Raw genomic sequence first — 23,265 nt, 5'->3', positions numbered from 1 at the left:
CCCATTTATTTGGAGCAGTTTAAAAAGTGTCTAAATAATTGACAGGCCGATAGATATTTCAAAAAAGCTAAAAATTCTTCTTTATGCCATTAGTATTGTAAGAAACATTATTATGGGATCTGAACTATGAGAAAAAACATTATTTCAATTTTAGCTATTCTTACTATTTCTACTTCAGCATTTGCTGAAAGAGAAAAAATAACTTTTAAACCTCAGAGCTATCAGGTGAGTGAGGAAGAGCAAAAGCGTCTTGATTATGAATGGATGTTTAATCCACTTTCAAAACATATGACAAGGGAAGAATGGAATAATGTCGTTCAAGAAATGGATGCGGAAAGGGAGCTTAAAGAAAAACAAAGAGTGTTTGGACAAGCAAAAGTGATAACAATCGATACTCGAGATAAGAGATCATGTGAAGAGATACAACAAAGCTTACGCTCTAATTCGTCTCTTGATAGTAGTACCATAGATAACTTATGCGCGATTGATAAAAGCAATCCTTATGTTTCTGTAATGGTGAAAGATGAATATCAAACAGATGGTATTTCATTCAGTGAGTTGAGTGAAACGCAACAAAATGTTGTACGTCAAACAAGGAATTTTACAGCTCTTGGTGCAGGAATGGTAGGTTTGTTGTGGATGATGCCAGAATCTGTAACGAAATGGGATAAAGATGAAATTGGAGCACTGGGTTCTAAATATATGGATAATATTAAGGCCGGACCTGTTGTAGATAAAGATGACTGGGCAGTTAATTATATTGGACACCCATATTCGGGTGCTGCTTACTATGTTGTTGGAAGACATGCTGGCCTCTCAAAAATGCAGTCATTTGGTTATAGTGTTTTTATGTCGACTGTTTTTTGGGAGTATGGATTTGAAGCAGCTGCAGAAATTCCATCGATTCAAGATTTGATTGTTACACCAGTTATTGGTTCGTTAATGGGGGAAGCGTTTATGCAACTCTCTGAAAAAATCGTTAAAAACAATGGAGAGGTCTTAGGTTCGAAACTTCTTGGTACTGTTGCTTTAGGAATTATGGATCCTGCGGGAGCTATCTTAGATGGAATTAATAATGTTTTTGAAAACAAGTATATCAAAGATGCTAGAACATACTTTTACACAAGGCCCGCTCATATTGAGGGATTCGCGCCAGAAGGTAAATGAGTCTGGAGTGTTTGGAATTGGAATTGAACTGAAATTTTAATGAGTCTTATTCCCAGTCAAGAATATTGACTGGGCTTTCAATTAGCTTCTTTCGTCTCTTGTCGTATTCCTGAGTTGTTTTTACAGAGGCGTGATTCACTTCTCTAGCAACTGTGTAGATATCAACCCCGGCGCCAAGCAACTCACTAATGAATGTTGCTCGTGCAGAGTGGGGTGTTACGCTGACGCCAATACCGACTTTTTTGGCATAGCTATTAATGATTTCATTAATTGTTTTTGGGTTGAGTGGCTTGTTGAGGTTTTTTGGATCACTCGGGTTACGAGTTGGTTGGAATAACCAGTCTGATTCTTCGTGGGGTCTTTCGAGCTCTTCCATCCATTTGACATATTCATTGATGGCCTTAACACAAACGGGGTTAAGTAGTTTCTTGCCAAGTTTTCCACCTTTTCCACGATATTCAAAAACCATATGGTCACCGTGGCGATGATAATCTTTAAATCTGAGATTTAGAATTTCACTCTTACGAAGTCCTGTGGTGAAAAATGTTACAAGCAATGCCATATGCATTGGACCTGAATTCTTATTGCGTGAGATCGCATCAAAAATTTCGAGGACCTGTGCTTTGGAGATTGCATTTGTAGGGCTTTTTACCTCTGGTCTTGGGCGTTTCACGCTTGAGACTGGATTAATCTGGCAGTAATTTCTTTCAACGAGATACTTGAAGTAAGTGGATAGGCTTGCAAGTTTTCTATTAATTGTTTTTGGAGTGCAGGGCTCACCGCCGTGACCGCCGATTTCGCTGAGATAGTTTCTGTATTTGATGACGTGAATACGCTGAATATCTTTGTAGTCACTAAGATCAAAAAAATCATTAACCCATTTTAAAAACTGATTGATATCGATTAGGTAATTTTTACGAGTGTGGGCCGAGGTGAAGTTTTCAAAAAACTCATCATCTAGTAGAAAGCGATGTTCATTGGGCCTAGTTTTAAATTGTTCCACAATTTATTTTAGGCCCGTTGAAGAGGGATTTAAACCCTAGGAAATTAGTGCTCTACTTTGCTTGAGAAGTAGTAGTAGCTCATTAAATTCTGTTGTGGCATTTGCACCGCTTTCTTTAATGCGAGCGACGACTTCGCGGGCCTTTGTTAAGATCTGATTAGATAACTCGGCCATTGTTGGATTCGAAGCAGTTTGTTCTTCTATGCCACTTAGGTTTGATTCAATCATTTTCGCGATAATATCGACTTCCTTAGTTCTTCTAAGGTTTGTGGCGAATCCAAATTTTGAAGCAGTCCAGATAAGCCATTTTGTTGGGTCGTAGTGGTACCAGCGAATTCCGTTTCTGTAGTCACTTTGAAATGTGTGATGATAGTTGTGGTAACCTTCTCCGAAAGTGAAGAGTGCCATCAACCAACTGTCGCGTGCTGTTTGTTCCTTGTCGTAAGGTCTTGTTCCAACCATGTGACATAGAGAATTGATGAAGAATGTACAGTGGTGAACGATAACTGCACGAGCAAATCCTGCAACGAAGAAGCCTCCAAGAAACGAGTCAACCCATAGGTGACCAATTATTCCTGGAAGAATAAAACTAAAGAAAACGATCATCGGCATGTAGTACTTATGTTGAAGCATTACCAGCTTGTCATTTAATAGATCTTTTGAATAACGGAAGTCATCGATATTTTCCTGAAGGAGAATCCAGCCCATGTGTGCATAGAAAAAACCTTCATTGATATTGTAAGGGTCGTGCTCAGTATCTACTTTTCCGTGGTGTACGCGATGGTCGTTACACCATTTGAGTGCTGAGTTTTGAAGAGCACTTCCACCTAGAATAAGCATGATTGCTTTATAGAATGAATTTGCTTTATATGCTCTGTGCGCGATAAGGCGGTGGTAACCTGCTGTGATACCGATACCTGTTGCAAAATAAAAAATCACTGCAAGCGCTGGTATTTGCCAAGTGAATCCATCAACTTTTAGCCAAAGTAGAACTCCGAGAAGAGCTACAAGAGGGCTTCCTAATAGAAATACCGTATTGAGTGTGTTGAGATTTTTAAGATTATATGATTTTGACATAAGTCCTCCGTGAATAAATGATAGCAAGTTAGGGACGAAAGGTTTGTAAAACAAATGTAAAAATCCCTTATATTGAGCGTTAAACATCCGAAAAGCTTGGAAAGAGAGGGAAAATGAGAAATGAATTTTGGCTATTTTTAGCTATTACTGTGCCTGGTGTTTTTGCATTAATATTCTTTGTTGATGTGAGATACGCCTATTCTTTACTGTTTTTTCTGCCTACATGGCTTGTTGGGCTGTATGATATTTTTCAAGTTAGGCACACTTTAAAGAGTAATTATCCTTTGCTTGGACGTTTACGTTATGTAATGGAAGAGCTACGACCTAAGATTTATCAGTATTTCGTTGAAAGTGATACTGACGGGACACCAATATCAAGAATTCTAAGATCTGTAGTCTATCAAAGAGCGAAAAGAGCAATTCAAACAAAGCCATTTGGGACACAATTAAATGTTTATGAGGAAGGGCATGAATGGATTAACCATTCAATTTATCCGGCGAATGAACATAATATTGAAGAAGAGAATCTTCGCGTCGTTGTAGGATCGAATCACTGTGATAAACCTTATTCGTTATCACTTTTAAATATTTCGGCCATGAGTTACGGTGCTCTTTCTCACACAGCTGTTGAAGCCTTAAATGCTGGTGCAAGACTTGGTCGTTTTGCACATAATACGGGAGAAGGTGGGATTAGTGATTTTCATAAAAGAGGTGGCGGAGATATTATTTGGCAAATAGGAACTGGTTATTTTGGCGCAAGAAACGCTGATGGTACATTTAGTGAAGAGAAGTTTCAAAAAAATGCCCTTTTAGATCAAGTCAAAATGATCGAGTTAAAACTCTCTCAAGGGGCAAAGCCTGGTCATGGGGGAATTCTTCCCGCGAAGAAAAACACGCAGGAGATTGCAGCGATTAGAGGTGTTGAGCCTTTTACGACGGTGGCCTCTCCTCCTTTTCACAGTGCTTTTTCAAATAGTGATGAGATGATTTTGTTTATTGCAAAACTTAGAAAACTTAGTGGTGGAAAGCCTATTGGTATTAAGCTTTGTTATGGTAAAGATGAGGAGTTTAGAGATCTCTGTCAAGCAATGAGAAGGCTTGGAGACTATCCTGACTATATCGCAATTGATGGTGCAGAAGGTGGAACAGGAGCGGCGCCACTGGAGTTTTCAGATTCGATTGGAACACCCCTTGTTGAAGGCCTTGTTCGTGCAAAAAATTTGCTTGATGAATATGGGTTAAAACACCAGATTAAACTTATTGCGTCTGGAAAGATAATTACAGGTTTCCATATTGTACGCGCATTAAGTCTTGGTGCCGATGCTTGTTATAGTGCTCGAGGAATGATGTTGGCCCTTGGTTGTATTCAGGCGCTACTTTGCAATACAAATAAGTGTCCTGCAGGTATTGCAACTCAAGATCCAACTCTTGCGAAGGGACTGAATGTTAAGAATAAAGCGGAAAGAATTGCAAATTTTCATGGTGAGACTATACAGGCCGTAAAGGAAATCATCGCAGCTGCAGGTTATGAGAAGGCTGAATTTTTAACAAGAAGAGATATCTTTAGAAGAGTTGGTCCAACGAAGGTCGCTTCACTAGAAGAGATTTATCCATCTTTCCAATTCGAAAAACGTGAGGAAAAAATAGGGCATGAACTTTAGTTACCGTTTATACGCTTGAGAAATAGGGGGGATTTGATGTACTTCGCCAGTCCATCCCTAAACTTCTCAAGTTTTTTCTGTATTTCTTTGCTCTCAAAGTTCTTAGTATAGGCAATGTGATAATTTACAGGTGAAAGAAATTTATCATATGCTTTGAATTTAGCTCGTCTTGAACTGTCCTTGTTTTGCCAATCGTTTGCAATATCTTTATTAACGAATATGTATTTGTATCGCTTCCTTTCAAGTTTAGATAAAACATCTTGAACGTCTGTTTCTTCCTTTATCTCAAGGTTGAGGTTATGCTCCTTTATAATATTTTTTAATTTTTTCTCTGTACTTGATTTAGTGTGTACGCCAATTAGACCGCTGAACATCGTGAGGTCATTTATTTTGTCGATATCATCTTTTCCTCCAAAAAAAACATATCCTGTAGCAAGAATTTCTGGAGAGAAAGTCATGATTTTTTTTCTCGACTCAAGTAGGCCCATGGGCATTGTTATGTGAATTTTTCCACTTTCGATGTAGTGAAGTGCTCTTCTAAATGGAAGAGTGAAAAACTGACAATCTATTTTTTCTTGTTTGCAGACATCCTTCGCAATTTTATAGAAGACACCACGGACTTCACCATTTTGTACTCCGTAATAATATGGGGGAATTTCTTGAGCAGCAATTACAAGAGTGTTAGAGCTTAATTTTCTATCAGAAAGGGTTACCGAAAAGTCATCGGAATTTGCTGTTGAAATAATTTGAAATAAGACGAAATATTTTATGAATTTACTCATTAGTTACCACTTTTTAAGCTTTGAAGCATTGAAGGAGATCCATTCCTTTCTTGATATTTGAAGAGTGATTATGATTAATTACAATCCCATCCGTAACAGCGAGTATATCATGTTGCTGTTTTTCAACCTCTAAGTCGAGATTGTCGAATTGGTAAATTCTCATTAATAAGTCACCTTTTTTAAATGACATACCTGGAGCGATCAAATATTCACATAAACCAGATCTAGTTGCTCTATATGTTTGGTAATCGGAAATATGGCAAAAAACTTGTGCAGTTTTGTCTATCGTCGCAGATTCGTTTATGACAGATCGGGCCTTAAGAAAATTGAGAATATTTGCAGTATCGATGTCTGCTGCTTTGGAATCAATTATTTCTTCGCTGCCAAGTTCAACTGTATAAGATTCAAATGTATTTTCAAACGCTATACCGGCTATTTCTAGTTCTTCTTTAAGTCTTACCCATGGATAGAAAGTTGCTTCATCCATTGCTCCTGCAAATTCATGGTCTATAAGTAGTGTAAATGGAAAATTCAAGTCTTTTGATTTTTCTTTTAAATACTGTGGGGCATAAAGATAGCGAGTTGCAATTGGTCCTGTATGAAGATCTAGAACGATATCAGCTTCACTTGCGAGAAGCTGGAGAGTTGTGAAAAGGTCTTTATTGTCACTAATCCCAAAACTATCTTGTGTCTCTCTAAATTTTTGTAGAGTATCTTTTAGTGTTGATTTGAAGTTGTATTTGATTTCCTCTACAGAGTTAGACTGGTTTTCGTTCACAAACTTTTTGAAATCGATGTAACCTATAGTCCCTTCTTTTTCTTTCTTTGCAACATCGTGATAATTTCGATTCCAGTTGTCGCCTGTTACAGGGTTAAAGCGGCCAAAAGTATAAGTTCCAATTTTTTGTGAGGAAGCAAATGGATTTGCAAGTGGGATTAAAACAATCTTTCCAAAAACTACTTTGCTTTTAAGAGTATTGATAAGATTTTTGATTACAAGGTTCCCTTGAAGCTCTGCCCCGTGAACACTTGCCTGGATATATACGGTGGGACCGGGATTTCCTTGGTCTATTGTATATTTATAAATATCTAACGAGTTACTTCCAATTTGATCAACTGAAATAATTTCTTTCTTCAACATCAAAATTCCTTTTTTAGATAAAGTAATTTTGAATGATTTAGTAGAAAAATTCAATTAATTAACTAATGTAATCTGAGATATCTTCAAAATCGAGCTCAAATTCAACCTTGAACATTTGTGAAAATGTATCTAGGACAATTAGTGCATTTTTTGACGCATCCAATTTTTCTAGCGACGATATTCTCTCACAGAGGGCCGCATTAACGATAGAGAGCTCTTCGTAATTGTTTTTGAGGTCTTCTATTGTAAAATCTCTTAATGTAGGGTCTTTTGCAAATTTACTAAGAAGGTAAAAGGATAGTGCGCGGACAATAGTTTCTTCTGAGTTTGAAAATGGAAGATGAAATTTTGCCATTGATCTTAAAAATTCCATGCGAGGGCATCCGCTAGTTGCTAGGACGAGTCCAAAAAGGGATTGAAGTCCATGTTGAATATCACACTCCTTTGTATACTCACGATTTTCAGTTAATACATGAACCGAACAACGCTCATAGGAATTCATTTTTTCAAACTCAGGAATCAGCCGACTGATAGCAACGGCACTTGGACACAGGGCCGACTCTTCTTTTGTAAGAGGACAGTTTGGGCATTGACAGTACTTGAGATCACAGACTTCGATAAAATTACTAATTTCTTCAATATTAGTATGAGAGTGTAGTTGCTCATCGAGGTTAACCTGATATTCAAATTGTGTACCTGACTCAAAGGTGAATTTATATCTAAATTGTCTTGTGTTCATATCATGATTTTACATCAATTATGATGCGTGTGTGATAAATAAGAGACGACGGGCCAATATTTAAGTTTAATATTGGTTATAGGACGTAAGATCTCTATATTATACAAGCCAGTCAGATGAGCTCTTAATTACTCTCGGGGTCATAATATCCCCTTTGTAGCTAACAACTTCTGCGGGCAGGTTATGGCATAGGAAGAAAGGCATCGCCTCAGTAAAGCCATAGGCCCCACACTGCGAAAATACTAACCAGTCACCGTAATCTGTGTTCTCTGGTAATTCAAACACACCGAGCTTATCAAGAGCTGTACATAGTGGACCATGGACGTGAAACTCTTTTGTTGACGTTGGGTTTTCCTTTTTGAAGACATGACAAGGAAATGCTTGGTCAGTAAGGGCCGGTCTTGCGATATGATTAATACCGCCATCAAGAACTAGAATATCTCTACCTCGCACATTCTTACGATCGATAACTTGTGACATGTAAAAACCACAATCACCAACTGCGTAGCGACCAAGTTCCATCCAAATCGTTTTTAATTGATGCTTTTCTTTAAGTCTTACTAAAGCAGCATTAATGTCCTTGAAGTCTATAGTCGTCGTTTGATTTTGATAGGGGATACCAAGACCTCCGCCGAGATCGATAATGTCAAGATTGAGATTCATTTGAGCCGCGAGAGTTTTTAACTTCTCACATGCTTTATCCCAAATATTTTCAAGTTTTGAAACCTCGAGAATATTGCCCCACTGGAAAGTATGAAATCCTAGCACCTGCACATTTGGGAATTGTGAGAGATCAATTTCTCTCCAAGTTTTTTCATCAAGTCCGAAGGCCGTAATTTCATCACCTCCAAGGACTGACTTTTCAGCATTGTCCCATTCTAGTTGGACGCGAAGAAGAGCACGTGCTTTTACACCTTCTTTCTTTGCCACTTCTTCAAGCCACTGAAGCTGATAGAAGCTTTCGATGACGGTACAGTTAATTTCATTACGAAGAAGATGACTCATATATCCGCGACTCTTGCTAGGGCCTGTTGAGATGATATCCGAAGCTTTTACACCACTTGAGACTACTTGTGAAAGTTCACCAAGGCTTGCGACATCAACTCCGATACCAAGGTTGCGGATAAGTTTTAAAATTGATGAAAGGGGATTGGCCTTGCAAGCAAAGAAGAGCTTAATGGCCTCATCTTTATTGTTGGAAATATATGAGAGGTGTGACTCTAGTTTGTCCAGGTCATAGAAATAGAAAGAAGAATCAAGTCTCTTGATAAGTTTTTCTATTTCTTTCTCGTGTCTTTTAAAACTAAAGTCTGACATCTCTTTTCCTAATTCTTATCTTAAAAAAGCTTCAAGCTCTAATGATGTATCACTTTTTTCATCACGGTATTTTACGATCATTGCACAGTTCATCGTTAATCCCATTTCTTTTGCCCATGGAAGCTTATCACTTACAGGTCTATTTCCAGGAACAACAACAGCGCGCTCAGGAATAGGTTCACCCTTTTCAAGAAGTCTTCCGTGAACACAGTCATACACTGGAACACCTTTAGAAAGAATAACTCCTGGAGCGATAACAGCTTCTTTAAGAACCTGAATACCTTCAACGATAACACTTCCTGCCCCAATAAAGCAGTTGTCTTCGATGATTACTGGCGCTAGTCCAACAGGCTCTAGTACTCCACCGATTTGTACTCCTGCTGATAAGTGAACATTTTTACCAATTTGAGCACAACTTCCAACAAGTGCGTGAGAGTCGACCATTGTTCCTTCATCAACATAAGCACCAATATTAATATATGCTGGAGGCATGATGATAACGCCTTTAGAAACGTAAGCTCCTGTTCTAACGCTTGATCCTCCTGGGACCATTCTCACGCCATCCGCAGTTGAAAATTTTCTTGCTGGGATATTGTGTTTATCAACAAACCCTGGCCATCCAAATTCAGATTGCTCAGTATTATTTCCATTTTTAAATGCTTCTAAGATTGCTTTTTTTACTTCGACATTTGCTTGCCAAATACCATCGATCTTATTTGCCGATCTGAGCTCACCTGTTTCGAGTTTTTTTAGTACTTCCATCCATTCCATATTTAATCCTTAGCTATTCTTGTTATACCAGTTACAAACAGCTTCATTTGCTGCGATTATTTCTTCTGTTCTTACCATGTCTAAATGTGTAAGTGGTGCCCTTAGAGTTGGAGTTGCAATCTGGCCCGTGTGGGCCATAATCCACTTTACAGGAATTGGATTCGAAGACACAAAAAGTGTATCAGCTGCAGTTTCCCAAAGTTTTCTATCTTCAAGTTTATTATCTAGACAAAGCTTAGTGTAAAGATGTGTTTGTTTTGGCCAGACATTAGAAGCAACTGAAACAAGACCTTTTGCACCATGCTCACTATATTGTGGAAGCATACCATCATCACCACTATAAACTCGACCAAAACCAGCTGCTTTAACATAGGCCTTAAATTTTTCAACTGAACCAGAAGCTTCCTTGATCGCCCAGAAGTTTGGATGAGTATTTAGTCTTTCAACCGCTGCTAATGACATTTCTTTTCCCGTTCTACCTGGGACGTTGTAAAGCATACAAGGTTTAGTTGCAGTATCGAGGAGAGCTTTAAACCATTGGTATTGTCCTTCATCACCTGGTTTTGCGTAGAGAGGTGTTACAACAAGGTAGCAATCAATAGCAAGAGTATTAAGATACTCTGTCCAAGCTCTCATTCGACTAAGATTAATTCCACCGATTCCACACATTAGAGGAACACTCTTTTTGAAATTAATAGCAAAATTTAAAACTTCTTTTGCTTCGTCATCATCAATATTTAGAGCTTCACCTGTACTACCAAGAATAAGGATTCCATTGCCTGCTTCGTCTTGCGCTTGTAGAACGCGTTCTAGTGAATCATAATCTACTGAACCATTTTCTTTCATCGGTGTAATAACTGCTGTCCAAAGTGGTGTTGAGTTAATATCCATTTTAATCCTCCAAAAGGGTATTTAATGTAACATTTGAAAAGTCATGTAGCCCTGGCCTTAAACTTACGATTTTCTCGCATGCCCAAATTGCTCCTTGAGCAAATAATTTTCTATCAAGTGCTTGATGCTTTAAAGTTATTTTTTCGTTAGAAGTTAAGAGCGTTAGCTCATGAACACCAATGACATCTCCAATGCGATCACTTGTTATTTCAACTGGGCGGTCTAGCCATTGTCCCCAAGCGTTAGCAGTGCCCGATGGCGCATCTAGTTTTTTTGTATGATGAACTTCATGTATCTTGAAATCCACTTCAGGAAAGAGTTTTGAGGCCTTCCCAAGAAGAGAAATAATTTTCTTAACAACTGTCATTCCAAGTGAAAAGTTATTTGAATGAATCCATGGAGAGTTCGAATTCTTGACTAGGCTCATTCTTTCTTCGTTCCATTCGAAACCAGTAGAGCCTGTAACTACGGGGATTCCTGTCTGAGATATTATCTCAATATATTGAACAAAAACTTCCCCAGTTAAAAAACTGAGGATTACATCATGGCCTGCAAGATTGCTTTTAGTTGGTGTATTCTTAGAGTCAAAAATTGTCAGGGTGTGAGGGGAGTTAGACTCACTCAAAATCTCAATAACTTTTGATCCTGTTTTTCCTTTTCCAAGCAGTGCTATTTTCATTTAATAAATTCTCTGTGAAGTCTTTTAATACATTCTGTCGCTTGATCTTTTGCAACTAAGAAACAGAAATTATGTTTACTTGCCCCAAGGCAAATCATTCTTACGTTAATATCATCGATACTTTGAAAAATTCGTTGTGCTAGTTTTGGCGTGTGATTGATCTCATTTCCAATCAGAGAAACAAGCGTTAGATTCTCTTCTATCTTCACATCACAAAGAGACGATAACTGATCTATAAGTTTCTTATTTAATCTATTTGAATCATCAAGAGTTAAGGCCACCGAAATTTCAGAAGTCGTAATCGAATCAATAGAAATTTTGTGTTCGTTAAAAACTTTGAAAATCTCAAAAAGGAATCCATGAGAATGAAGCATTTTTGGCGTTGAAAGCGTCATGATGATTTGGTCATCTCTCTTTGCCATTGCTCTGATTAACGGAGAGCTCTCTGTTTTAGTCTTGATCCATGTTCCATTTTTTTCTGGTTCATAGCTTGACCCTACAAATACTTGAACATTAGCTCTAAGGGCCGGAGTTAAAGTTGTTGGATGCAGAATTTTAGCTCCGAAAGTAGCTAACTCTGCTGCTTCTGAGTATGTAATCTCATCTAGTAATTTCGCTTCAGGTACAAGACGTGGATCTGTTGTCGCGATTCCTGCAACATCAGTCCAAATTTGGAGAATGTCTGCCTTGATGCCTTCTGCAATTAGTGCAGCAGAGTAGTCACTTCCACCTCGTCCAAGCACTGTTGTCATCGAATCTTCAGTCGATCCAATGAATCCTTGTGTAATATAGACGACGCTACCGTTTTTACAATCGTTAAGGTGTTTTTCACTAAGTTTTGAAATAAGTGCGATATTTGGAATTGCTTTTCCAAAATCATCGCTTGTTTTCATTACAGTTCTAATATCAAAAAACTTTACTTCAGGACCAGAGAAGATTTCTTTACAGACCTGAGTAAAAATTGTTGAAGAAAGTCTTTCTCCAAGACTTAGGAGTGAATCATATGCGCGTGGAGAGCATTCTTTCAAAAGGTTCATCCCTTGCGTAAGGGTTCTTACCTCAGAAAGCAGAGATCTGACGTCTTCAAATACAGTCGTATCAGCTTTCATTTCTTCTAAGATTGAATAATGTTTTTGTTCAATTTGAGAAATAACTTTCAATGTATTTTCCCAAGTGTCGCTACATGCGGCCTTACTTGCATCAATAAGAAGATTTGTCACACCATAGACAGCTGAGACAACTACGATATTAGCTTTTTGGTCAGCTGAAATCTGAGCACTTCTCTTCATTGCCGTAAGATCGGCCATTGAACTACCACCAAATTTTGAAACAATAACTTTTTCGCTCATAGAGAAAAATCCTTTCAATATAATAATTGTTAATGGCAATTTGGGAGATTAGTCTTGTTGAAAAACACAAAGATGCATCATGCCTAATCGTCCCCAAAGTGCTCCATCCTATAAATCCGTTAAGATGACAGTGTTTAAGGCTTCCACCCTAAACCCCAACGGCCGTGCTGTGAACATTGTCTGGCCGTTTCGGCAAGTTCGTCCTCTAAGTGTTTTCAATGACCTGTTCACGATCTTCAACACTCTAACTACGCTCTTGCACCTCTTTGGTTCACATAAACGATAGAAGAATAAATAAGCCTTGGCAATATTTTGTAGTCAATTTAAATCAAATAAATAAGAATATTCTTAAAAAATATATTCAGGAGCACTCAGCATTATGAAAAAAGTTGGTATTATCGGTCAAAGAGGAATGGTAGGTTCTGTATTAATCGAGAGAATGTTAGCCGAAGGTGATTTTAATAAAATCGATGCGACATTTTTTTCGACATCTCAGGCCGGAGAGACTGGACCAGAAATTCTTGGAACGGCCAAGCCACTTGCTGATGCTTTCAGTGTTGAGGCCCTAAGTGAGATGGATATCATCATTTCATGTCAAGGTGGAGATTATACAAAAGAAGTTCATCCAAAACTTAGAACTCATAAGTGGCAAGGATATTGGATTGATGCCGCCTCAGCGCTTCGTATGGACAAGGATGCTGTCATTATCCTCGATCCAGTCAATATGGACGTTATTGAAAAAGCAATCGAGTCTGGAGTAAAAGACTTTGTTGGCGGGAATTGTACAGTGTCTCTAATGCTTATGGGTGTTGGGGGACTCTTTAAGGCCGATCTTGTTGAGTGGATGACATCAATGACATATCAAGCAGCATCAGGTGGTGGTGCCCGTCATATGAAAGAGCTTATTACGCAGATGGGACAAATTGGAGAAACAGCAAAACCACTCATGGACGGGAATATCCTAGAGCTCGATAGTACTTTAAGCTCGCTTCTAAGATCAAATGAAGTAAATAGCGAGTGCTTTGGCGTTCCATTAGCTCTTAATCTGATTCCTTGGATTGATGTGCCACTGGACAATGGGCAAACAAAAGAAGAATGGAAAGCTGTTTCAGAAACAAATAAAATTTTAGGACGAGAAAATAATCAAATCCCAATCGACGGAACTTGTGTTCGCGTTGGAGCATTAAGATGTCACTCTCAAGCATTAACGATCAAGCTTAAAAAAGATATTCCTCTTGATGAGATAGAGACAATTATCAGAGAATCAAACCCTTGGGTTGAGTTTGTTGAAAATACACCTGAAGCGACGAGAGAAAAACTTAACCCTCGATATGTTACGGGAACACTTAAAACAGTTGTTGGTCGTGTTCGTAAGATGAACCTTGGACCTGAATATCTGAATGTATTTACTTCTGGTGACCAACTTCTTTGGGGTGCAGCTGAGCCACTTCGAAGAATGTTGAATATTCTTTTATAGTTCTCACGCTAAGTTATTAATATGGGGGAAGAATTTTTTTCCCCATAATTTTCTATTTATTCCCACCAATTCTCACACGTATAATGGATGTATGAAAAGAAACGATATATCCATTGATCAAATTAAAGAATTCAACGAAAGAGGTTTTCTTATTTTAAGAGAACTTTTTGGCCCACAAGAAATCGAAGATATCAAAGAAAGTTTCGAACTTCTGTGGGATATTTCACAGACGCTTAACCAAACCACAAAAGAAATTAACGGCGCACACTTTGTCTTTGATAAAGGTGATCTCAATCGTATTGTTTGGTGTGGGGCTGTCGAGAATAAGCTTTTAAAATATGCTAGAGATGAGCGTATCACGAGACCCGTGTCTCAACTTCTAGGAACAAATAAACTCAATCAAATTATTAACCAGGCTCATTTTAAAATGCCCGGTCAAAAAGTTGCTTTCAAGTGGCATCAAGATAGTGAACATCGACGTTATGGTACAGAAATGTGGAAAGACGTAAATGGAGAAGGAAGCTATGTTCAAACAATCTTAGCAATTGATGAAATGCTCCCTGAAAATGGGCCCCTACTTTGTATTCCTCATAGTCATAAACTAGGACACCTTGATCTACAAAATAATAACGAATGGCTTTCTCGAGTAGATGAGATGGAAAAAGTCGAAGTCGTCATGCAACCCGGAGATCTCGTTCTCTTTGGTCCTTATACCGTCCATAGCTCACAAGTAAACCAGAGTGATAGCCCAAGAAGAATCTTGATTAATGGATTCGCTTATCCCGGGGCAAATAGTCGGGTATATCCAGGAGCGGGGAAAGGTGTCGAAATCGAAATATAATACTTAACTTAAATTGATTAGATGTTATACTAAATAAAACTTCTAAACAACGAGTTAAGCTTATGATTAGGTCCCTTTCGATCTCATTTCTTATCTTTATTTCACTTTCTTTCACGCAGTCTTTTGCGAAGGAATTTCGTATTGGAGCACTTTACTGGTCTATGAATATCGAAGGTCAAGTTTCGATGAGAAAGGGCTTAAATAAAGAATTTAACCGACTGACAAAAGCAGATAAAAAACACACCTACAAACTCATAGAGGAAGTTGCTGGCGATGGCGAAGCCGGAGTAGAAAAACAAATTCAGCAGATGTATCAAATGATTTCTAAGAATGTAGATGCAATTATTATTCAACCAACAAATATCGCTGCTCTCGTAAAACCTTTAAAGCTTGCAAATCAACGAAATATTCCTGTTGTTGCTTACGATCAATTTATCCTACAGGGAAAGATGACAAGCTTTATTACATCTAATAACTATCAGGCCGGTTATCTCAATGGTGAGTATATTGCTTCATTATTTGATGATAATTTTGAAATTCGCTTAATTCTTGTTGAATACCCAATGGTTTCTTCAACGGTTGAAAGAGTTAATGGATTTATAGATGCGCTCAATGAACATGGACAGAAGTTTAAAATTTTAAAAACCTATGTCGCTGTAGAGCCTGTCTCGGGTGCAAATGCAGGGGATGAAATCCTTCGAGACTTTCCATTTAAAAGTTCAATTGACGTTATATTTACCATCAATGACGGTGGTGGGGTTTCTATGACCAAAAAAATAATCGCGGCTAAAAGAGATGAAATTAAGATTGCAACGATTGATGGAGATCCTGAGTCGATCGCTCTGTTAAAAGCAGGTAAGAATATTGTTATCAATACAGCGCAGTTCTGTGGGCAACTTGGGGCAAAATCATTTGAAATTCTTTTTAATTATCTTCATGGAAAGTCTATTCCGACTAAAGTGTTAGTGCCTGTTTTTCCGATAACCAAGGACACAGTGAAAGACTACCCTGGTTGGGATGGTGAAATTCCAAGGCCATTTAAAAAGCCTTGGAAAAATGAATATTGGAACAATAAATTTGTAGAGAGTAAAAAATAAAACAGATGAACGATAATCGGTCTAACTTACATTCAATTAATGCGAAGATTACAGCAACATTTTTCACGCTGATTATCTTTATCATTATTTCAATTCTCTACTTTAGTCACACAGTTTTTAAAACAACAATTACTGAGACACAGAAACAGCTAACAAAATCTCTTGTCAACACACTTCAACTCTCAATAGATAGAATTAGTTTCTCTGGAAAATATCACGCTCAAATCTTTGCGGACTCTATTATTGAAAGAGAGAAAGACATTCTCTTCATTTACATTCTCTCAGAAGACAATAAAGTTATCGCTCTTTCTAAAAAACCAAATTTTAAAACAGCACTCAAGTTTGATGTTAATAGTTATCTTGATCTCATGGCCCACGGTGACCATTTGAATGATATCTCAGATAAGTATCTATTCTCTAATGAAACATGTTGTGAGGATCTCTCATACCACCAAATGGTCATGCCGTACCGTGCGGACTTTGATAATACCAAAAGCGGGATTATTATCGTTGGGGTTTCTAGTGCTAACGTTGAAGAAAAACTAAATCGAAATGTTATTATTTCTCTTCTAATTGGTGCATTTACTTCACTAATTGCTCTTACATTTGCGCTACACTTTTCTCAGAAACTCTCCAGACCAGTCAATAACCTAGCTCAGACATTCAACGGCCTTCTAAAATATGCTCCTGTTAATATAATTATCAGAAAAAAATCAGGGGAAATCGTTGAGGCCTCGAGTCATTATCGTGAAATTTTTGAACAACAATTTCGTTCTAACCTTGTTCGTAAGTCTTATTTAAATCAGTGGAAGTTTACTTTCTCTGAAATTGATGAACATTTAAGGAGAGGAGATTCACTATTTCGAAAAGAATTTGTTTTTATGAATGGAGAGTCAGAGGAAGTTTACACAACTATTTCGTTCAAGATTACAGATAAAAATTCGAATGAAGAGAACTATTGTACTATTGGAATTAATACAAGTGAGGAAAATAAGTTTAGAAAAGAACTTGAGATGCGTACATATGAAGCAAAGAAAGCTTCTGAAGCCAAAACCTCTTTTCTGGCAACCATGTCTCACGAGATTCGCACTCCTTTAACGTCAATTATCGGCTTCCTTGGTCTACTTGAGGACAGTATCCTGAGTGATACACAAGAAAAATATATCAAGACGGCCATGGGCGCTAGTGAAAACCTCTTGGCCCTGATTAATGATATCTTAGACTACTCTAAAATTGAGTCTAAAGACTTCAAACTAGAATACGGTAATATGTCCATAGATAGTCTTTGCGAAGACCTCGCGGGTATTTTCGAGCATCAGGTAAAAGAGAAAAATATTGAGTTTAGAATGAACCTCGAAAATGACGTGCACAAAGATGTGGTAACAGACAGTCTTCGTCTACGTCAGGTTCTGATTAATTTAATTGGTAATGCAATCAAGTTCACTCCAAAAGGGTATATTGAATTAGGAGTTAAACTTCTTGGTCGTGATGGAGAGTATGAGCGTCTACGTTTTAGTGTCACTGATACAGGAATTGGTATTGCCAAAGAGCAGTTAACAAATATTTTTGAGCAATTTTCTCAAGCTGATAATTCAATTTCTCGTAACTATGGAGGAACAGGACTAGGCCTTTCTATTACAAGAAAACTAATTCAGATGATGGGTGGATCAATTCATGTAAGCTCTGAGGTTGGCACTGGATCGACATTTTATTTTGATCTTGATTTCAAAATGATTAACGAATCTGAGCTTATGCCAAAGAGACAAAAAGGAGAAGAACTCTCAGATATTGATCTCTCCAAAAGAAAAATTCTTGTGGTTGATGACGAGGAAAGTAATCGACAGCTAATGAATCTTTACATGTCTAAGCTGGGCGTGAATATCGATTTCTGCGATAACGGCGCTGACTCAATTCCAATGGTCATCGACAATAAATATGATCTTGTACTGATGGATATTCAAATGCCAGGTTTAGACGGCGTACAAACACTAAAAGAGATTAGAGAATTTGAAAGAATGAATAATCTCGACTCAACTAAAATCTTTGCTTTCACTGCCAATGTTTTCAAAGAGCAGCTCGACGAGTATCGTGATCAGGGATTTAGCGGTTATTTACTAAAACCATTTAAGAAGTCCGATATAGTTGATTTTATTAGAACAAACCTTTCCTAGCTGACACAAAAGTACCCGATGTCATCGAAATTCACAAAATCTGTGACAATGTCTTAAAAAGAATATTGAAAGGTTTCAATTTTTTGCGCTTCCGTATCACGTTGTTTAGAACTGTCTCACCAAACAAATTGAACAGTGTTTTTAACACATAATAAACCGGAGGCTTTATGAAAAAAATTATCGCTTTAGCTGCAGCATTACTTTCTGTATCTACTTTTGCAATCAACGAAAACTCTTCATGGGAAGAAATTAAAGCAGCTGTAAAAGCTGATGTTAACCTTACTATGAACTACGGACCAGTATTTGTTGGTCAACCAATTTCTGCATTTGACGTATGTATTGATGGTGACAACTTTACAACGACAAGAAAATTCCCAGTTTACAAAACAGTTAGAGTTCCAAGACACCGTGACAATGATGGTGAAAGAGATGGTTGGACAAGTGTAAAAGTTGGTGAAGAATTCCTTACTTACCCAATCGTTTACACTTCATACAAAGAAGTATGTAACAACAGAGACAAGAACTGTAGAAGAGTTCCATATACAGTTCACCAAGATCTAGAAAAAGACTTCACAGTTTCTAAAGTTGTTAGAAGAGGTGGACACGATCGTGACGATGTTTACAAAGCTCTTTTTACAAAAACATACGTAATCCCAGCTTGTAACTAATTATTGATTCCAAAGGTGTGTAAGTGCCCCAAAATACTTACACACTCTCCCGAATAAAGTTTTGTTGTGCGTATATAGATAGTGAAAATAATTCAATTAACTTAGAACGTTTTCACTATCTATGCTATAAGCGACCATCATGAAGATAGATAATCACCACCCCTTAAATCTTATGGACCAAGTGGCCTCTGACTTAAATGCGAAAGTCAGTGAGTACAAGAGCGTCAAGATTGGGATTAGACTTTTGTCGGCAAAGATGGAAGTGAGTGAGCGAACTCTATACCGCTTACTAGGGAAGGAGAACAAGCCTACATATCAAACACTCTATAAATTATATCGCGCGATTTTTGAAACAACAAATGACTCTCTCTTAATGGAGTTAGTCCCGGCCGTTGTAAGAGAAGAAATTAGCAAAGTAAATCCAAACAAAAATTCACAGAATATTTCTTATCTTCAAAATATTGAGTCTGAAATTTACTATGACAAAACATTTGCTGAGATTTATTTTCTAGCGTCGTGTTCTCCAATAACGAATGAGCTGATTCAGTATCGTTATGGAATGAGTGGAATGATTACACTTGAGCGTATGATTGAGATGAAGGCGCTTAAGAGACTTAGCAATGGGCAGTATACAGTCGGGGAAAATCAGGCGAATTTTAGTGCAAAGACACTAAAGCGCATTGGACTTTCTCTGATTGAGAAATATAGTAAACCTCAAAATGCAGAAGAGTTTGGCAATAATCTTATTGCTTTCTACGCTGAGGGCCTAAGTGATGAGGCCTATGATCAGTGGTTAAAAATTGATGAACGCGCATTTAGAGAAAAAGTAGAATTAGCAAACAAGGAAGGCGCAAAAGGGCTCAAAAGAGCATTTACCTTTGCGGTTACAGATACTTTACAGGAAAAATAAGAAATGAAATTACTAGTAACTTTATTGGTATCTATTTTAGCTCTCGGTGGAACGGGTGGAATTTCAGGCGGATCAAAACCAGGAAAAGGTAAGATCGGAATTGGACCAGATTCATCTTGGACTCAAGTAAGAGATGCTGTTAAGAAAAATTGGAATCTACAAATCAGTGGTGATTATGTCTTTACTGGTTATCCAAATAGTGCTTTCCAGGTGTGTATTGATGGTGATGAATTTAGAACAATTGAAAAACGTCCACAATATGAAAGGCGTAGAGTATCTCGTCATCTTGATAATGATGGAGATCGTGATGGTTATACAAATGTAATAGTTGGTTATGAGTACGACAGATATCCCCTTGTGTATGAATCATGGCGAGAGGTTTGCAATAATCACGATAAGAATTGCAAGAGGGTTCCGATTACAGTTAATCAAACTACGGTAAAGAACGTAAAGATAAAATATATAGTCGAAAGTAGAGGTGGTCGTGACAATGATAGAAAAGTTGAAAAAGAACTTTTTGATAAAGACTACGTAATCCCTTACTGCGAAAACTAAGAATGAAAATACTGCTCGCACTTACATTTGTTTTTAATACTTTTGCTAGTGTGAGCTATCTTGAGCTTCAAGATGTTAAACAGGCCCTTTTCAAGACCTTTGAAATCCTTAAAGAAAATCCTACTGATACATTAAAGATTAACAAGCCGATTCCTGGACTCTCCGAGACGTACTGGTGGGACATCGATATGGTTCACGCTTCGTATGTAAAGGTCGAAATGGACGGCATTGTTGAGCATAATTTATATCTCATGGGTGGTTTTGTAAGGCTTGCAGATATGACGCCTGAGGGCCTTCTGGTTACTGGCTGCCACGAAATGGGACATGGTATTGGAGGGACGCCTCATAAGGATTCTGGAAGTTCCACCGAGGGACAATCGGATTATTTTGCGACTGCAAAGTGTCTTCCATTAGCACTAAATTTCTTAACTTCAAAAACTGCATATGTAGCAAAAGATGTCTACACAAAGCTTTGTGAGAAGCAGGGGAGTTATGAGATAGGAGAGTGTGAGCGTATGATGTTTGCCCTCGAAAGCGATATCTCCTACTTTAAAAATCTTGGCGATTTAGTTAGCTTTGATATTTTCTCTACACATATCCAATTAAATTTGAATACATCACCGAGTTATTATCCTGAATCCCAGTGTCGTCTGGATACAATGATTAACGGAATATTAGGGCTAGAACGCCCTGAGTGTTGGTTTCCCGGTGGTGAAGAAAACGGAAAATATAGAGAATAGGAGATAGATATGATTTTAAAAAGAATGGTCGCTGTATTGATTCTAAGTGCATCGATTTTTGCGAATAATTGTGAAGAAATAACTTATTCAAAGAAATGGATTGATTATCCATCCAAGTGGAATGAATCTTGTGCCAATTTCATTAAAGACGCGATGATTGAAGGAAATTGTTCAGAACTAAAAATCAAAAGAGTTAATGAATCTAAGATTATTCAAACTTCTATTGGATCTTCTTTAATGTGCGTTTATCATGGGGAAGAGGGTATCTACCAGGTTATGGCATCTCAAATGGCCGAGCCACATCAGGCAATTTTGCTTTTCTCTAAATGGGATTAGTATAAAAAAAGGCCACTTGTGTGGCCTTGATTATTTCTTACACTCGTTATAACAAATATGTCTCATTGTTGGCTCAGTGTAGTTACTGCACTTATCATAGCAAGCGCTAACTCTATCTTCTTCCGTAGCAACCCCATCGATTAAATAGTTTCTATCGTCTAAGCACTGATTTAACATTTCATTGAAACACTTTTGAAAGTCTGTTCCTCTAAGTTCCTGACAAATTTCCTGTGCATCAATAATGCAATTTTCAAGTACTGTAGCATAAGCATTTGAAATAACGAACGCTAGAATTAAAGATTTTACTAAATTTTTCATAATCACTCCCATATGTTTTGCGTGAACGGGTTATAGCAGAGATATTTCCATTTTTGCATACGCACTTCGTTGTGAGCTCCAACTTATTAAAATGTGGCAGTGTTCACTTTTTGTACAGCGCAGTAAATATTTCACAAACTAATGTAATATTTGTTCGGCCTGCTAAAATTCTCTCAAATACTTAACTATTACGTATGGAGATAATCTCATGAAAGAATTCTTATTAAGTACAATGTTGATCATTTTGACTAATGCTTATGCTCAGGACTGCTCTGGACTCGCCGGTGTCTATAAGTGCGTGCCTGAGTTAGATAATATTGATTCATATGAGCTAGTTATTAGTAATACAGATGGCAAAATGAGATTTGTAAGTGAACCTTTTGATTTGACATTTGGACACGAAGAAATAGAGATCATTGAAGGAACAAAAGGGGCGATCACATGTGCAGACATTGATCAAGCTAAAATGATTGTAACAGTAGCCTCACAGACACCTGCCAAACATGCAGACTCAGGAGAAGAATTTATGTTAGAGCACGAAACTTCTGTTCTGTCTGACATTATTAAGGCTAGTAATGGAGATATTCAAATAATTAACAAAATGGGCACTGATCCAAATCTTGGTTATATCGAAACTTGCACTAGGATCTAATATTTTTTAGTAAAAGATGATGTGAATTCAGTTCATTACAAACTAATCACATCAACTTTTGCTCTTCATTTGAAGAGTTATTTAAAATAATACCTTTGACGGGGAATGCTCGTGTGTAAGATAGTCCTTTAAGTCGAAGTTAGTGAACTCTACAGGTTTAAACTTTCCATCGCTACTTAAATGATAACTTATTATTCTTTTATCTTGAGTAATATCTTTAATGATAATATCTGTTTCGTGAAGCCTATTTGTAGAATTGAAAGCAATGCCGCTTACGTCATTTTCTATAATGATTGTCTTGACACCTTTAAATCCATTTTTTGCTCTTGCACGGCTCGAAGGCATATTTTTATATGCTGAAATAATATTTTGGTATAAAACTCTTCGTTTCTTTATTGCCATATTTTTAATTCTCGCTACAGAGAGATCATTTTCATACTCATCTAATGTTGAGAAAAATATCCGGGCATTTGCAGAGTTGTGAATATTCATTCTTGATGGAATATTTTCAACGTCTTTAAACCTCTTCAGTATTTCACTCATTAAGTAAGAGTACATGCCCCTTGAGCGATAATCTTCCTCTATATATATATCAAAACGGAGAGTCTTATTCTGTTTTCCAAACCAAATAGTCGCGGCCCTCGTATCAGCTTCACGATCTAAAATTCTTGTCTGATAAATAATTCCATCGTTAAGATCCTGATCTGATCTAGTTCTAAGTCCGAGGATCTCAAAATTTTGTAGAATATGAGACTGTTGAGAAGCTAATTCATTAACTATTGAATGACAATTTTTTGCACTCTCTGATGCAGGAGTGCGATCATTTAGTGAATCATTAAAATAAAAGAAACTTATAAGAAAAGAAAATAGACAGAATAGAAGATAAAATCTGAGCTTGAGCATACTTCGCTTATCGTCTAGAG

At 37.4% G+C, this 23,265-nt stretch carries 24 protein-coding genes and 1 riboswitch; of the genes, 12 read left to right on the top strand and 12 right to left on the bottom strand.

Translation table 11 applies throughout. The features are described from left to right. The first annotated feature begins 126 nt into the window (after positions 1-126). Positions 127-1,167 carry a DUF3943 domain-containing protein gene (locus M900_RS17300; protein ID WP_021275059.1) on the top strand — a complete coding sequence of 347 codons (1,041 nt, stop codon included), beginning with the start codon at positions 127-129 and terminating at the stop codon, positions 1,165-1,167. A 46-nt stretch (positions 1,168-1,213) separates the two neighbouring features. On the opposite strand, the gene M900_RS12645 is transcribed toward M900_RS17300, so the two are convergent. Both M900_RS12645 and M900_RS12640 read right to left on the bottom strand, forming a co-directional pair. Continuing rightward, positions 1,214-2,170, bottom strand: a complete 957-nt coding sequence (locus tag M900_RS12645; protein WP_021275163.1) for a tyrosine-type recombinase/integrase — start codon at positions 2,168-2,170, stop codon at positions 1,214-1,216. Between the two features lie 36 nt (positions 2,171-2,206). Further along, a complete protein-coding gene (locus M900_RS12640; RefSeq protein WP_021275247.1) occupies positions 2,207-3,247 on the bottom strand; it encodes a fatty acid desaturase in 1,041 nt (346 codons plus the stop codon). Between the two features lie 113 nt (positions 3,248-3,360). On the opposite strand from M900_RS12640, the gene M900_RS12635 reads away from it, so the two are divergent. Further along, on the top strand, positions 3,361-4,908 hold the full coding sequence (locus tag M900_RS12635; RefSeq protein ID WP_021275166.1) for an FMN-binding glutamate synthase family protein: 1,548 nt from the start codon (positions 3,361-3,363) through the stop codon (positions 4,906-4,908). On the opposite strand, the gene M900_RS12630 is transcribed toward M900_RS12635, so the two are convergent. From M900_RS12630 to lysC, 8 genes are all read right to left on the bottom strand, one after another. Continuing rightward, a complete protein-coding gene (locus M900_RS12630) occupies positions 4,905-5,690 on the bottom strand; it encodes an ABC transporter substrate-binding protein (RefSeq protein ID WP_021275072.1) in 786 nt (261 codons plus the stop codon). The two genes, M900_RS12635 and M900_RS12630, sit on opposite strands and share 4 nt — an antisense overlap. A 13-nt stretch (positions 5,691-5,703) precedes the next feature. Beyond that, on the bottom strand, positions 5,704-6,831 hold the full coding sequence (locus M900_RS12625) for a succinylglutamate desuccinylase/aspartoacylase family protein (protein WP_021275242.1): 1,128 nt from the start codon (positions 6,829-6,831) through the stop codon (positions 5,704-5,706). Positions 6,832-6,889: 58 nt separating this feature from the next. After that, a complete protein-coding gene (locus tag M900_RS12620; RefSeq protein WP_021275043.1) occupies positions 6,890-7,570 on the bottom strand; it encodes a hypothetical protein in 681 nt (226 codons plus the stop codon). A gap of 99 nt (positions 7,571-7,669) precedes the next feature. Continuing rightward, entirely contained in the window at positions 7,670-8,887 is a 1,218-nt protein-coding gene (locus M900_RS12615; protein WP_021275098.1) for a PLP-dependent decarboxylase, read from the bottom strand. Between the two features lie 15 nt (positions 8,888-8,902). Further along, positions 8,903-9,658: a 2,3,4,5-tetrahydropyridine-2,6-dicarboxylate N-succinyltransferase gene (locus M900_RS12610; RefSeq protein WP_021275117.1), complete on the bottom strand. Its 756-nt coding sequence runs from the start codon at positions 9,656-9,658 to the stop codon at positions 8,903-8,905. A gap of 9 nt (positions 9,659-9,667) precedes the next feature. Next, a complete protein-coding gene (gene dapA, locus M900_RS12605; protein WP_021275071.1) occupies positions 9,668-10,549 on the bottom strand; it encodes a 4-hydroxy-tetrahydrodipicolinate synthase in 882 nt (293 codons plus the stop codon). A gap of 1 nt (position 10,550) precedes the next feature. Beyond that, positions 10,551-11,228: a 4-hydroxy-tetrahydrodipicolinate reductase gene (locus tag M900_RS12600; protein WP_021275200.1), complete on the bottom strand. Its 678-nt coding sequence runs from the start codon at positions 11,226-11,228 to the stop codon at positions 10,551-10,553. Beyond that, entirely contained in the window at positions 11,225-12,577 is a 1,353-nt protein-coding gene (lysC, locus tag M900_RS12595; protein WP_021275077.1) for a lysine-sensitive aspartokinase 3, read from the bottom strand. The genes M900_RS12600 and lysC overlap by 4 nt, the downstream gene beginning before the upstream one ends. A gap of 88 nt (positions 12,578-12,665) precedes the next feature. After that, a riboswitch (Lysine riboswitch) is annotated at positions 12,666-12,852 on the bottom strand. Positions 12,853-12,956: 104 nt separating this feature from the next. Between lysC and asd the strand changes: the two genes are divergently transcribed. The 9 genes from asd to M900_RS12550 all read left to right on the top strand — a co-directional run bounded on the left by asd (position 12,957) and on the right by M900_RS12550 (position 21,372). Beyond that, positions 12,957-14,054 carry an aspartate-semialdehyde dehydrogenase gene (gene asd, locus M900_RS12590; RefSeq protein ID WP_021275268.1) on the top strand — a complete coding sequence of 366 codons (1,098 nt, stop codon included), beginning with the start codon at positions 12,957-12,959 and terminating at the stop codon, positions 14,052-14,054. A gap of 91 nt (positions 14,055-14,145) precedes the next feature. Beyond that, a complete protein-coding gene (locus M900_RS12585; protein ID WP_021275084.1) occupies positions 14,146-14,895 on the top strand; it encodes a phytanoyl-CoA dioxygenase family protein in 750 nt (249 codons plus the stop codon). Positions 14,896-14,957: 62 nt separating this feature from the next. Next, positions 14,958-15,992 carry a sugar ABC transporter substrate-binding protein gene (locus M900_RS12580; protein WP_021275149.1) on the top strand — a complete coding sequence of 345 codons (1,035 nt, stop codon included), beginning with the start codon at positions 14,958-14,960 and terminating at the stop codon, positions 15,990-15,992. Between the two features lie 5 nt (positions 15,993-15,997). Further along, positions 15,998-18,163 carry an ATP-binding protein gene (locus tag M900_RS17295; RefSeq protein ID WP_021275225.1) on the top strand — a complete coding sequence of 722 codons (2,166 nt, stop codon included), beginning with the start codon at positions 15,998-16,000 and terminating at the stop codon, positions 18,161-18,163. A gap of 167 nt (positions 18,164-18,330) precedes the next feature. Next, positions 18,331-18,831, top strand: coding sequence for a hypothetical protein (locus M900_RS12570; protein WP_021275056.1), 501 nt, complete (start codon positions 18,331-18,333; stop codon positions 18,829-18,831). A gap of 139 nt (positions 18,832-18,970) precedes the next feature. After that, positions 18,971-19,741 (top strand): hypothetical protein, encoded by a 771-nt coding sequence (locus M900_RS12565; protein WP_034732625.1) that lies wholly within the window; start codon positions 18,971-18,973, stop codon positions 19,739-19,741. A gap of 3 nt (positions 19,742-19,744) precedes the next feature. Further along, positions 19,745-20,296: a hypothetical protein gene (locus tag M900_RS12560; protein WP_021275188.1), complete on the top strand. Its 552-nt coding sequence runs from the start codon at positions 19,745-19,747 to the stop codon at positions 20,294-20,296. 2 nt (positions 20,297-20,298) lie between these two features. Then, positions 20,299-21,036 (top strand): hypothetical protein, encoded by a 738-nt coding sequence (locus tag M900_RS12555; RefSeq protein ID WP_021275095.1) that lies wholly within the window; start codon positions 20,299-20,301, stop codon positions 21,034-21,036. A gap of 9 nt (positions 21,037-21,045) precedes the next feature. Continuing rightward, positions 21,046-21,372, top strand: a complete 327-nt coding sequence (locus tag M900_RS12550; RefSeq protein ID WP_021275178.1) for a hypothetical protein — start codon at positions 21,046-21,048, stop codon at positions 21,370-21,372. Between the two features lie 30 nt (positions 21,373-21,402). On the opposite strand, the gene M900_RS12545 is transcribed toward M900_RS12550, so the two are convergent. Then, positions 21,403-21,690 carry a hypothetical protein gene (locus tag M900_RS12545; RefSeq protein ID WP_021275252.1) on the bottom strand — a complete coding sequence of 96 codons (288 nt, stop codon included), beginning with the start codon at positions 21,688-21,690 and terminating at the stop codon, positions 21,403-21,405. Between the two features lie 208 nt (positions 21,691-21,898). Here M900_RS12545 and M900_RS12540 point away from each other — a divergent pair, with 208 nt between their 5' ends. Continuing rightward, complete coding sequence (locus tag M900_RS12540; RefSeq protein ID WP_021275195.1) at positions 21,899-22,342, top strand: hypothetical protein; 444 nt, start codon at positions 21,899-21,901, stop codon at positions 22,340-22,342. 81 nt (positions 22,343-22,423) lie between these two features. Here the strand turns inward: M900_RS12540 and M900_RS12535 are convergent, their stop codons facing one another. Beyond that, the gene (locus M900_RS12535) at positions 22,424-23,245 is read right to left on the bottom strand and encodes a hypothetical protein (protein ID WP_034732623.1); all 822 of its coding nucleotides are present in this window, start codon (positions 23,243-23,245) and stop codon (positions 22,424-22,426) included. Positions 23,246-23,265 lie beyond the last annotated feature (20 nt).

Source organism: Bacteriovorax sp. Seq25_V (genome assembly GCF_000447795.1).
Classification (GTDB): Bacteria; Bdellovibrionota; Bacteriovoracia; order Bacteriovoracales; family Bacteriovoracaceae; genus Halobacteriovorax_A.
Note: the sequence above shows the minus strand (reverse complement) of the source record. Positions and strands in the feature narration are given on the sequence as shown.